Below are 12,099 nucleotides of genomic sequence, written 5' to 3'. Positions count from 1 at the left end.
TATTATTAAATTGGTAAGTAGAATATGTGACAGTTATTAAATGGACAATTCTTTTTTTGCCTTTTTTAATATTCTTTCATTAATTTTTACCGAATATTTATTTTTTAACTGCCCTAACCATTGTTTTTCTATACTTTCTTGAAAATCATTAATAACTTCTCCTTTAATTTCTTCAAATGTTTTAATTCTGGAAGGTACTATTTCTTTAACCATAATCAAAGTGATGAAATTATCTTCTTTTGCAACTGTGATCCCTCCTTTTTCTATAGAAAAATCTTCAGGAAACATATCTTCTCCTTTTATCAATTCTTCTTCTGAAAAGAGAACTAAAGCCATATTTTCTTTATTAATTTCTTTCTTTATTTCTTCAATGGTTTTTTGTTTCCTTAACAATTCACGAACTTCATCTATTGCTTTGTGTTTTGAGGAGGAGGCTTTAATTATTTTATACGTTTCATTTTGTGCATAATTTTCCTTTTGTGCTTCATAATATTTTTTCAACCCAATAGAATCTGTTTTTGATATATTCCATATTTTGGATTCCATAAGATCAAAAAACAAAAGACCATCTCTATATTCTCCAATTACATTTGCAAAATCCTCGTTGTCTTCTTCCAGATGTTCTTCATAATATTTTAGTAGTACAGATGATTCATACTTTTTATACATTTCTTCTACAAAAGCTGTAACATCGACAAATTCTCCTGTTTGTCTTTGATTGATTTGCAAGAATTGCACAAAATCTTCGTACAGGTATTTTTCTTTTTTTATGCTAAACAATTCTTCTTTTAAAATTTTATCTTCAGGAAAGCTCCATTCTTCTTTAAAAAATGTCTCCGGGATTGTTTCTTTAAAATAACCAATAGCTTTTTCATTTTCTACAATCGAATATTTCTTTTTTAAAGATTGAATAAATGATTCTGTTACCAATTTTGATCTGCTATCTCTTTTTACTTTTTCTGTTAGCCCTGTTTTTTCTTCTTCAAAAGTTTTTGGGGGATGTTTTTCTATTAATTGAATTATATGCCATCCATATTGTGTTAAAACAGGCTTGGATATTTCTTCTGGCTCTTTTAGGCCAAATGCTACTTTTTCAAACTCTTCAGAGTTTAATGCTCCTTGTCCAAAGCGTCTGATTTTACCTCCCTCAATTGCTGTACTGGGATCATCACTATATTGTTTTGCCAAAGAGGCAAAAGAAACTCCTTGTAACAGTTGTTGATTGATTTCTTTAATTCTTTTTTCTGCTTCGTCAGAGCTTCTGTTTTTATTGATTGCCACCATAATATGTGCTACAGTGACTTCACCTTGCTTTTTTTCTCTGCCATTGACTTTTAATATATGATAGCCAAATTGCGTTCTAAAAGGATTTGAAACCTCTCCAACTTTGGTATTATAAGCTGCTTGCTCAAAAGGATATACCATTTTAAAAACAGAAAACCATCCCAGATCCCCTCTATTATTAATAACCGAAGGGTCTTCGCTATATGTTTTGGCTACAACATCAAATGGTTCTCCTTTATTAATTTTATTTCTTGCTTCTATAATTTTTTGGTATGCTGCAAGCGTGTCCTTTGCAGGTGCATTAGGTTTTACTTCTATCAAAATATGGCTTGCATTTACCTGCTCTAATGAGCGTTCATAGGCTTCTTTTATTAAAGTTTCAGAGGTTCTTGTATCGGTAAGGTACCCCATTGCCAATTGTTTTTTATACCCTTCCAACTCTCTTAAATAGGTTTCTTTTTTATCTAATCCCAAAGATTTTGCTTCTTTTAATTTTAATTTGTAATTAACAAACAGATCCAGATATTTATCTATATTTTTTTGAGTATCATCTTTTACTAAATGTATATTTTTAAGATACACTCTTTTAAATTCTGATATATAGACAGGAGAGCCATCTATTGTAAACAGCACATCTTTTGATTGCTGTGCATTTGTAATTGTAAAAATGATACTCCCCAAAAAAAACAATACTAACTTTTTGTACATAATTTCTATATGATAAAGTCCTAAACCGGACAAAAATAATAATAATAATAAGATGTTTTGCAACTACTTTTGTAACGAAGCAAATATACATTGTAGTATTAGCTTTTGATTTTTTTATGATCTATATATATTGTACCTATGTATTTAACCCCGTAAACACACGTCAAATCATGGAATATAAACTTAGCATAGAAATAAAACATCCTAAAAACCAATTGATTAAAATACTTCATAATCCAGAGAACCTTAAACATTGGCAAAAAGGCTTTGTAAGGATGGAGCATATAAGTGGTGAAAAAGGAAAAACCGGGGCTGTGTCTAAACTAGTTTACAAAATAGGCAAACGTGAAATTGAGATGATAGAAACTATAACCCTTTTGGATTTACCTGATACTTTGCACCTTACTTTTGATACAAATAACGTTTATAACATTCAAGAAAATTATTTTGAAGAGCTTGCTAACGGAAATACTAAATGGATATCTAAAAACGAATTTAAGTTTAGTGGCTCTATGAGGTTTATAGGATTTATATTATCCGGAGCTTTTAAAAAACAATCCTATACTTATATGAAGGATTTTAAAGCTTTTGCTGAAGAAAACAAAAGTGTGCTGACTAAAAAATAGAACATCTTCTGGGATTTTATTTAAGTTTTTCTATTTTAGATCTTAAAAAGTATAACAATTTAATCCAACGATAATTTTGGAACAAAAACTAAAGTTAATTTGGGATTTCAAAGGTCCTAATGCTAGTAAAACTGCGCAACATCACCAGGTTCACCTTAAAGAATATATTCATTTAGAAAAAACATCCCTTAATATTACAGGCTATCAAGATATAAATGAAATGCACAGTCTGGCTTTTATGATTGTTACAGATTCTGAAATGAAAAAAGTGCGGGATGCTTTAAAACCACATCGCGGACAAGTGTACAAGGAGTAGTTTTTAAAAATAATAATTCATGGCACGTATATTGGATAAGACCTTATATATTTGCAAAAACTAAAAAAATAGAAAAAAAATCACGATGAAAAAAGTAATAATATCCTTCTTAGTATTGGTTGCTGGTTTGCAATTAAATGCTCAATCAAAAACCGGAACAATCGATACCGATTTTATTCTGTCTAAAATGCCTGAACTAACTAAGGTACAAGAAGACTTAAAGGCTTATAATTCTAAACTTGAAGGTGAATTGAAGGTAAAAGTTGATGAGTATCAATTAAAGGTAAAGGAGTACCAGGAAAAAGTAGCTTCTTTTACAGAGCCTATGAAAAAAACCAAACAAGAAGAAATCATTGGCTTGGAAGATGGTATTGCAAAATTTCGTCAAAATGGAGCTCAATTGGTTCAATTACAACAAAATAAATTATTACAGCCGCTTTATCAAAAAATTGGCAAAGCATTAGAAGAAATTGCTAAAGCTGAAAGTTTTACCCAGGTATTTACTATAACTACCAGTGGTTTGGCGTATATAGATCCTAATTACGACCTTACCGAAAAGGTAATGAACAAATTAGGTATAAAAATAGAAGAGCCTAAAAAGTAAAGAATATAAACGCCCTTGAAAGAGATCAAACAAAAAACGCATCTGTTGATGCGTTTTTTGTTTACTATACTTTAACTATAATTATCTTCTACTGTAATTAGGTGCTTCTTTGGTTATAGTTACATCATGTGGATGACTCTCATTAATACCACTAGCTGTAATTTTCACAAAACGGCCATTATTTTGCAATGCTTCAATATCCTTGGCACCACAATACCCCATACCGGCACGCAATCCTCCTATAAACTGATGAATACTTTCTATAAGATCTCCTTTGTAGGCTACCCTTCCAACAATACCTTCCGGAACCAATTTTTTAATATCGTCTTCAACATCTTGAAAATACCGGTCTTTGGAACCTTTATTCATTGCTTCTACAGATCCCATACCTCTGTATGTTTTAAATTTTCTACCTTCATATATTATGGTTTCTCCAGGAGATTCTTTTGTTCCTGCTAACAGGGACCCCAACATTACAGTATCTGCTCCGGCGGCAATAGCTTTTGGGATATCTCCTGTATATCTAATTCCTCCATCTGCAATTACAGGCACCCCAGAGCCTTTTATAGCATTAGCTACTTCAAGGACTGCCGAAAACTGGGGGAACCCTACACCGGCAACTACTCTTGTTGTACAAATAGAACCTGGCCCAATACCAACTTTTACAGCATCTGCTCCTGCGTCTACCAAATATTTTGCTGCTTCTGCGGTAGCTATATTGCCTACTACTACTTCTAGTTCCGGAAATTTTGCTTTTACTTCTTTTAAAACAGCAACCACTCCTTTGGTATGACCATGGGCTGTATCAATAACGATAGCATCTACTCCAGATTTAACCAATGCTTTTGTTCTTTCAATAGCATCTCCGGTAACTCCGATTGCTGCTGCTACCCTAAGGCGCCCCAACTCATCTTTATTAGCCATTGGTTTTAGAGTTAGCTTGGTTATGTCTCTAAAAGTAATCAGCCCAACTAATGTATTGTTTTTATCAACTACAGGCAGTTTTTCTATTTTGTTCTTTTGTAAGATCACCTCGGCTTGTTGCAATGATGTTCCTTCTCCTACAGTAACCAAATTTTTGCTGGTCATCACTTCTGATATTGATCGTTGATCATTTTTCTCAAAACGAAGATCTCTATTAGTTACAATACCAATCAATTTATGGTTTTTATCGACAATAGGAATCCCTCCAATACTATGCTCCCGCATATTATTTTTGGCATCTATCACTTTAGCATCTACAGGAAGTGTTACAGGATCGATAATCATCCCACTCTCGGCACGTTTTACCTTGCGTACTTTAATTGCCTGTTCTTCTATCGTCATATTCTTGTGCAATACTCCTATACCTCCTTCTTGAGCCATAGCAATTGCCATACGACTTTCTGTTACAGTATCCATAGCTGCAGAAACGATAGGAACATTAAGTGTAATATTTTTTGTGAATTTAGTCCTGATACTTACCTCTCTGGGTAATACTTCAGAAAAAGCGGGGACTAAAAGAACATCGTCATAGGTTAAACCTTCTCCAACGATTTTGGATTCATGTGCTGTCATGGCAATTAAAATTTAATTGCGTGCAAATGTACATCTTTTAAATGAATATAGAACTATCTCTATTTATTTTAATATCCTTTATTATTCTATTCTCTAAAATTTTACATCCTTAACCTACAATACGTCAAAATAGCAATAGTATAACCTAAAGTGTTTAACTAAAGAAAAATCAATCTTATAATATTTTTAACCTTAAAAAGGCTACAGGGGAAATCCCCCCTTACAAACTCCGTGTTTTCCCTCTACTTCGACAAGACATTATATCCTACATTTGAAAAAGCAAAATCAATAAAACTCAAAACACATTCATAATGATTGTTTCACACAAAATAGAAAGTTATAGCCTTCAAATTGTAAGTAACTATGCAGGAGGAGGAGGATATCAAACAGGCTTTGTATACCTATATGGTTGTAACCAACAGTACCTGGGGCATTTGGGTATCATTAAAAACAACAAAACACTTCCTCAAAACAGACAATATAATAACGGGACTATAACTATTTATTTTCATGAAACCGAACTACAATCTATCCTTGAAACCCTTAGAAATGAAAATCCTGTGTCTATAAAATTTAATACAAGTTCAAAATGGGGAGCTATTGAAACAGGTAAAGAAGCAGTTGGCAATGGGGAGCTTGCTGCTTAGTAATTAAAAGATCTGAAAAAACCATAAGTAAAACTACTCTCAAATAACACATGGGCCATCCAGGAACGAGAGTATAAAAAATATCTGTTGTGAAGAATGTAATTGGATCACAATCTGGTAATAGTGGAAGTGTGTTAATATATAGTGGCACCTAGGTTTTTTCAGGTCTTTAAATACCTTTAACAGGGAGGATAAAAGGTGCTATTATACACACAAACAATTGCATTAAGTTACGCTTACATTTTGCCAATATCCTTATTCCTTTAAATTTAAAAATCCCATACAACCTTTTCAGGTTATTACTTCTTTAATTGCATTCCGTAATCACAATCTTTTATCAAACCTTTTGAGTAACTACATCGTGTTTTTGTGTCCATTACAAGATATAGATCTTTTTTTATAAACACGGCAACATATTCTTTTTCCCAATGTACCTTTATGTCTTTTTTCTTTAAGTTTTCAACATAGCTATATTCATTTGCAAATATTAAAGGTAATGGAGCATCTTTTTTTTTGTGAGTAATCTCCTGAGGAGTTATATTAGATGTAAAAGGGTCTGTAACTGCACATAAAAAACCGTCAAAATCTATATTTTCTTTATCTTCACAAAGAAGATATGCCCATACGGCATAAGTTTCTTCTTCTATCATAAGAGTTCTGCCTGAAGAAATATCTGTGTCCGTTAAAAAGATTTTGGACGCACTATCATTCTCTACATTTTTTTCTTTGAGATTCATTCCAAACAACATATCAAATATGGTAACTAACTGGGTCTTCATTTATTCTTTTTTATAGCTGTATCCTAATTTTAAATAACCATAATTTCATTTTACCTGTATCACATTTATGTTTTGATAAGATGAATCATCACGGTATACTTCATTTAATTTTTCTTCTTCGTGCAAACAAATTTTAGCTAATCTTTTTATAGCGAATCTAATGTGCATTTTGCATAACGCACTGAGCAGCAATAACGCTATAGCAAGATTTTAATGAAAAACTTATGAAGCCACTAACTTAGTTAATTATCTTTTTCTTTTTTTACGGGTTTCCGCATTGAGGTTGTTATTTTTGATTCATTAATCAAAACCTATGAAACAAGTTTATGAAGTATACACTTGTAATACCAGTCTAACTTAGAAATCTGGTAATACACAAAAGGGTTGGCAATAAAATATAATTATTGTTTTTTCATCATAGATAATGTAAAACCTCCTAATACCAAAATCACGATAACCATTATACTCCAAAGCCATATTTTATTTACAAATAATGGCTGGACAATAGTGGATTTTTCAAAATTTATTACTTGTGCTTTACCCGGGGTTATTGTAGATATTTTTTCAGGGATTTTTGCAGATAAATAGTTAAGATCATAAACTGGTTTTTTTGCTTTTTTATTTCCATAAACAATATAATATGTAGCGGGGGTGGTAAAACGTGCAACTAGCTCATGCTTGTATCCTTTTACTACAACTTTACCAATTTTTAACGGTTGATTATCATAATTATCTATTGTTATTCTAATTTTCTTCGCTATTGTACTTGTACAAGTAAACACATTTTCTTCTACAGAACTTAACACTCCAGAAGTAAGCTCCTGATATAAAGGTTTCCAAATTCCAGACCGGGTTTTTATACTATCTGCCAAATATTTAATGGATAATACACGGTAGTAATCAAAGGCATGCTCTGTTTCAAGATAAATATAACTTACAGGAACCGAGTTTTTAAGTGTTATATCTATAACTGTTTTTTTAATATCATTTTGGTTTTGGACAGCAAAATCAGTAACATCATATTTTTGGTAATCTGCACTTTCTTCTTTATATCTTATCACCTTTGCCGATTGTAAAACAGGCTTTTCTTTACTATTAATATGTATTCTATAATAATTATATACTGTTTCAGGAAACCGCAGTGTAGTGAATTGATAATCTGTATATTCATTTTTAATAGAAAGAATACGATAATCTTTTTCAATAGTATACCATTCTTTTAGATCCTGACTTCCTTCTAACTTAATTAACCAGTCAAAATTTGGTTTTTCAAAATCCAATAGAATCTGATTAACAGATTGTTTTGATGGAATTTTTAATGTTATGTAAGTTCCATTATCATTATATACTGTATTAAGCACAGAAAATGGTATTCCTTTTTCTGAAACTTTTTCACTTTTTAATCGCAAAAGATAAGGAGCCTCTATGGTATCTTTTTTATTTGTTATACCATAAATTCTAATATCAGATAAATCTGGAGAAACTCTGTCAAACATATCTTCGGGCAAGTATATTGCATACCATGTATCTGCTATATCGGGCAAAACACTTTTATAAGTGTACTGATTAATTTGTGCCTGGCTTTTAAAAACAAACAATACTATAAAAAGTTTTATAAAATTAATCTTCTTTTTCATTTGCAATGATATGTTTGTACTTATTATATAAAAACGAGATTATTAAAAGAAGTACCCCCAAGGATAAGAACACAATGGTTTTAGCAATTGTTCCTAAATTAGAGATGTCATAAAAAAACAATTTAATGAGTGTAACCCCAAATACGATAATAGCAAGGATACGCAAATACTTTTTTCTTTTCCCTATTCCAAGAGCTATTAGAAACAACGCATAAACTCCCCACAAAATACTCAATCCCAACTTATTGGTTTCTGGATAATCTGCCATATCCAACCAATGTATTAACTCACTGCTTACTACCCAAATTAATGTACAGTGCAGTATAACCTCATAAGCAATCTTAAATGTCCTGCCTAAAAACTTTTGTTGTACATATTTATAAAAAGTAAATAACAACCCTGCCAAAAACATAAACGAAAGATATCGTATCCCTATGCAAAAAAACAAACTGGCTTTATATTCTGTTGTTTTTAAATCTAAATAGTTAATTCGTATCTCACTTAATAAATAAAGACCGCGAGTCAAAAATCCAAAAAGAACAAATAAGATAAACATTAGAGTGACATACCCAAAAATATTATTTTTAATTTTTTTAATATTCAAAAAAGATAAAATAATAAGAAACAGCACGGTATAATTAAGCAGCCAAATGGCTTTAAAACTTTTAATATTAGATAAAACAGTATACTCGTGATTTTCCTGGATATTTTGAGACAAGAAAAATTGTTCTTTATTTATATAAATACTATTCCAATAAGTATCTATTTCTATCCAAAACGCAAAATAACTTGTACATATCAACAACACCCCAGCAATAACTGTAAGAAGGGTATATAACCAAGGTTGTGCAGGCCAGGGAAAGGTAAGTTTTTCTTTGTTATGTATTATATAAATGGATATATAGGCTGCGATACATAATATTGATGTCATTAAATAAACATTAAACACAGGTATTAGAGCCGTTTCTATAGATAGCGAATCATATCTATAATAAACTGTTATCCAGTCATGCATCAAGCTAAAAAAAGTTAGAAACCACAGTGGATAAGAGAGTATCTCATAAAACTGAACTTTTTTTGTTCTCCCTATCCAAAATAACAATACCGCTTCTCCTGCCCATAATAGCGTAACCCAATTACCATCTAACTGTACAGGAAATGTAATTGTTAGATAAACCAAAACCATACCCGAAACAAAATTTAATAAGTTTTGATTTACTAATTTTAGCCTATATACAACTACACTAACTACAAAATGAATTATAGCATTAACTAGTGTAAATACTCCTAACAATTCTTTACCAAATTCATGTTGTTGCAACATCGAATAACCTATTCCATAAAAAACAAATGAATTTAAAAGTTGCAAAACAACATCGGTTGTTCTAAAACTTTCCTTTTTTCTTAGTTTATATACCAAGAAAATTAAATAGAATATAACAAAAAAGATCGTTAGAAATATAAACCCTAAAACAAAGTGTTCCTCTTTATTATATCCAGACAAGTACCAGGATACAAAAACAATCCAGGTAAAGAAGAAAGATGAGCTATAAAGAGGTTTCCAGTATTTTTTTATTGCTATGATAAGGATTCCGATATTAATTATCGACATATAACTAAATAGTACCCCAACCCTTCCTGAACCATCACTTAATAAAAACGGAACAGCATACGCCCCTACTAACCCAATATGTGCAATAATTTGTTTGTTATATTGTATAGCCGCATAAACAGTAAAGACTGTAAATAATAACATAATTATAAATGTTATGATCTGCGGAATAAGCCCATATAAATCATAAGCTAAATAGGTTATAAAATAAAGTATTGCCATCGCCCCGCTTATTAAAACGGCACTAAAATTTTCGTATTTCTTTTTTAGCTTTATTGCTACTCCCATGAGCCCTAACCCGGTTAAGTACCCTAAAACAATCCTTGTTAACGGCCCTATAAGATCATGTTCTATACTATATTTTGCACCTATAGCAACTCCTATTATAATAATAACAATACCTATTTTATTAATCAGGTTTTCCCCGATAAATTTTTCTAAGTTTGATTTCTTTTTTGGAGAATCAATTTGGGAGGTTACCGTTTTACCTTTTGATTTGTTTACTTGTTCTTCAATAATTGATTTAGGGACACTATTTTTATCTTCTGTCTTTTGGGGAATATTGGAAATATTTGCAGGAACTTCTACTTTTGGTTCTGACTCAATTTTTGACAGGTTTTGTAAATCATATACCCTGTTTTTAAGATTTTGTATTTGGTTTGAAAAATCTTGTTGTTTTTTTTGAAGATTTTCTAATTCTTCTATAAGCTTATTAATATAGTCTTGATTATTTTTCATATAAATATGATCTAAGTCACTTATTCAGCCTTTAAATATAAAATATTACGTTTACACACTCTATTATACATCAAATATTTGACACCTAATATAGTTCTAAATTTATTAGACTATTTATTCTGCAAAACTGTATTCTATACAATTTTTAAGTTCCTATAATTAAGTGTTACCATGAAAAGGTAAAAAATATTTTCTATAATGACACTATCCTACAATATATAAGATGTTTTTTGACTTTAAAACATTATAAATAAAAGAAGAGGGTGCCTGAAAAATCAGGTATCCTCTTCTTTTATTTATACTATTATTAATGAATTTAGTTAACCATGAACACTTACTATCTCTATTGTAAATAACTATTTTATCAGCTATATAAAGAAACAGATAAGTTCTTGTTATTTCATAGTAAATACAATCTGAAGTTCCTATGCAAATTTCATGATCTTTGGGTTTTTCTGTTAAGGTAAAATCGGTATTAAAAACAAGAATTGTTCCCGGATCATTATTCTTAATCCATGTACCTGCTTATCCTCTATGATCTTTTTGTTGTCTATAAATTTGATCTCTTGATTGTAATCCAAAACAAGAAATCATATTATTATATTATAAATAATACTACCCTCTATATCTTATATAGTGAATTTCCATATCATTCATTGTTAGAGTAAGTTTATCCTCATCCAACTCATAATCCAAACACATTTCCTTGTTTTTTTGTGCCGGGGTTGCTTTTATACATAATTTATTATCCTTTACTAACCAGTATCGCTTTAAAGGTTCTCCTAAAGATTTTTCGACCACGACACCATTCTCTCCCAGATTTATATATGTTTCCGGATCCCCATCCATAATCCATTTTCCTATTAAGTTTTGAGGCTCTAAACCTTCTTGATAAGCACATTTGTTTTTTACACTCCCAACCTCGATCGGTTTAAAGTTATTTTTATAACCACTCATTATAATGGTTATAAAAATGAGAATAACTATATTAAATTTAGAATACATAGACCGGAATTTTAAGAAGTTTAAACTTACTATTTTTTTTAGCTTCATTCTTCTCCTTTTTTTAAGTTTAAATATTTTAAAGCATCAACAATTATGCCTAGATATTACATGAGTATGATTTTTTATTTAAAAAAAAACTTCAAATAACAGGTAGGGTATTCTTTTATGTAAACGTTTTTATAAAAAAGAATATACCCCTTGACTTATCTATAACGTAAATGGCAAAAGGGAACATCATTTTTTGCATGTTCCCTTTTTAATTTAAAATCATATTCGAATAAACTTTTACCTTAAAAAATATAGTATTATTATTTATGGCAATAATTTCATTTAAGGCTAACTTAAGTTTAATCCTTTGTTTTTAAGCTCTCGGGGGTATTTCCTTCTTTTTTAACCCGGATTATAACCTAAAGGGTCACAAAACCTTCTTACCTTAGTTCGATTAATCCCAAATGTTGGTTTTCGACACAAAATCCTTAGTAGAATTTCACTACCATAAACGTATTTCAGACTAAGCTAAGGTTTCTTGTTCTTATACCATTTTAACTTTGAAATAGCACTAATAAATTATTTCTTTTTCATCTGT

Annotated in this window: 10 protein-coding genes; 4 read left to right on the top strand and 6 right to left on the bottom strand. The window is 30.6% G+C overall.

What is annotated here, in order from left to right:
- Positions 1-36: 36 nt before the first annotated feature.
- A complete protein-coding gene (locus ACZIYX_RS16315; RefSeq protein ID WP_462683320.1) occupies positions 37-1,992 on the bottom strand; it encodes a peptidylprolyl isomerase in 1,956 nt (651 codons plus the stop codon).
- A 170-nt stretch (positions 1,993-2,162) separates the two neighbouring features.
- On the opposite strand from ACZIYX_RS16315, the gene ACZIYX_RS16310 reads away from it, so the two are divergent.
- From ACZIYX_RS16310 to ACZIYX_RS16300, 3 genes are all read left to right on the top strand, one after another.
- Positions 2,163-2,618: an SRPBCC family protein gene (locus ACZIYX_RS16310; protein ID WP_462683319.1), complete on the top strand. Its 456-nt coding sequence runs from the start codon at positions 2,163-2,165 to the stop codon at positions 2,616-2,618.
- A 76-nt stretch (positions 2,619-2,694) separates the two neighbouring features.
- On the top strand, positions 2,695-2,934 hold the full coding sequence (locus tag ACZIYX_RS16305; RefSeq protein ID WP_462683318.1) for a hypothetical protein: 240 nt from the start codon (positions 2,695-2,697) through the stop codon (positions 2,932-2,934).
- An 85-nt stretch (positions 2,935-3,019) separates the two neighbouring features.
- Positions 3,020-3,538 carry an OmpH/Skp family outer membrane protein gene (locus tag ACZIYX_RS16300; protein WP_462683317.1) on the top strand — a complete coding sequence of 173 codons (519 nt, stop codon included), beginning with the start codon at positions 3,020-3,022 and terminating at the stop codon, positions 3,536-3,538.
- A gap of 81 nt (positions 3,539-3,619) precedes the next feature.
- On the opposite strand, the gene guaB is transcribed toward ACZIYX_RS16300, so the two are convergent.
- Complete coding sequence (guaB, locus tag ACZIYX_RS16295) at positions 3,620-5,095, bottom strand: IMP dehydrogenase (protein WP_462683316.1); 1,476 nt, start codon at positions 5,093-5,095, stop codon at positions 3,620-3,622.
- 311 nt (positions 5,096-5,406) lie between these two features.
- Here guaB and ACZIYX_RS16290 point away from each other — a divergent pair, with 311 nt between their 5' ends.
- Positions 5,407-5,742 carry a hypothetical protein gene (locus ACZIYX_RS16290; protein ID WP_462683315.1) on the top strand — a complete coding sequence of 112 codons (336 nt, stop codon included), beginning with the start codon at positions 5,407-5,409 and terminating at the stop codon, positions 5,740-5,742.
- A gap of 299 nt (positions 5,743-6,041) precedes the next feature.
- Here ACZIYX_RS16290 and ACZIYX_RS16285 read toward each other — a convergent pair whose 3' ends face one another.
- The 4 genes from ACZIYX_RS16285 to ACZIYX_RS16270 all read right to left on the bottom strand — a co-directional run bounded on the left by ACZIYX_RS16285 (position 6,042) and on the right by ACZIYX_RS16270 (position 11,561).
- Positions 6,042-6,521, bottom strand: a complete 480-nt coding sequence (locus ACZIYX_RS16285) for a hypothetical protein (RefSeq protein WP_462683314.1) — start codon at positions 6,519-6,521, stop codon at positions 6,042-6,044.
- Positions 6,522-6,922: 401 nt separating this feature from the next.
- A complete protein-coding gene (locus ACZIYX_RS16280; protein ID WP_462683313.1) occupies positions 6,923-8,158 on the bottom strand; it encodes a DUF3999 family protein in 1,236 nt (411 codons plus the stop codon).
- Complete coding sequence (locus ACZIYX_RS16275; protein ID WP_462683312.1) at positions 8,142-10,508, bottom strand: DUF2339 domain-containing protein; 2,367 nt, start codon at positions 10,506-10,508, stop codon at positions 8,142-8,144. Before ACZIYX_RS16275 ends, ACZIYX_RS16280 begins: the two co-directional genes overlap by 17 nt.
- 615 nt (positions 10,509-11,123) lie before the next feature.
- Positions 11,124-11,561: a hypothetical protein gene (locus tag ACZIYX_RS16270; RefSeq protein ID WP_462683311.1), complete on the bottom strand. Its 438-nt coding sequence runs from the start codon at positions 11,559-11,561 to the stop codon at positions 11,124-11,126.
- Positions 11,562-12,099 lie beyond the last annotated feature (538 nt).

Source organism: Aquimarina sp. (assembly GCF_977115655.1).
This window is presented reverse-complemented; position numbering and strand designations above follow the sequence as displayed.

Bases quoted from the DNA above. Each gene is read 5' to 3' on its own strand.
- ACZIYX_RS16290 (WP_462683315.1), top strand. From the start codon at position 5,407: ATGATTGTTTCACACAAAATAGAAAGTTATAGCCTTCAAATTGTAAGT.
- ACZIYX_RS16285 (WP_462683314.1), bottom strand. From the start codon at position 6,521: ATGAAGACCCAGTTAGTTACCATATTTGATATGTTGTTTGGAATGAAT.
- ACZIYX_RS16280 (WP_462683313.1), bottom strand. From the start codon at position 8,158: ATGAAAAAGAAGATTAATTTTATAAAACTTTTTATAGTATTGTTTGTT.
- guaB (WP_462683316.1), bottom strand. From the start codon at position 5,095: ATGACAGCACATGAATCCAAAATCGTTGGAGAAGGTTTAACCTATGAC.
- ACZIYX_RS16275 (WP_462683312.1), bottom strand. From the start codon at position 10,508: ATGAAAAATAATCAAGACTATATTAATAAGCTTATAGAAGAATTAGAA.
- ACZIYX_RS16270 (WP_462683311.1), bottom strand. From the start codon at position 11,561: ATGAAGCTAAAAAAAATAGTAAGTTTAAACTTCTTAAAATTCCGGTCT.
- ACZIYX_RS16310 (WP_462683319.1), top strand. From the start codon at position 2,163: ATGGAATATAAACTTAGCATAGAAATAAAACATCCTAAAAACCAATTG.
- ACZIYX_RS16315 (WP_462683320.1), bottom strand. From the start codon at position 1,992: ATGTACAAAAAGTTAGTATTGTTTTTTTTGGGGAGTATCATTTTTACA.
- ACZIYX_RS16300 (WP_462683317.1), top strand. From the start codon at position 3,020: ATGAAAAAAGTAATAATATCCTTCTTAGTATTGGTTGCTGGTTTGCAA.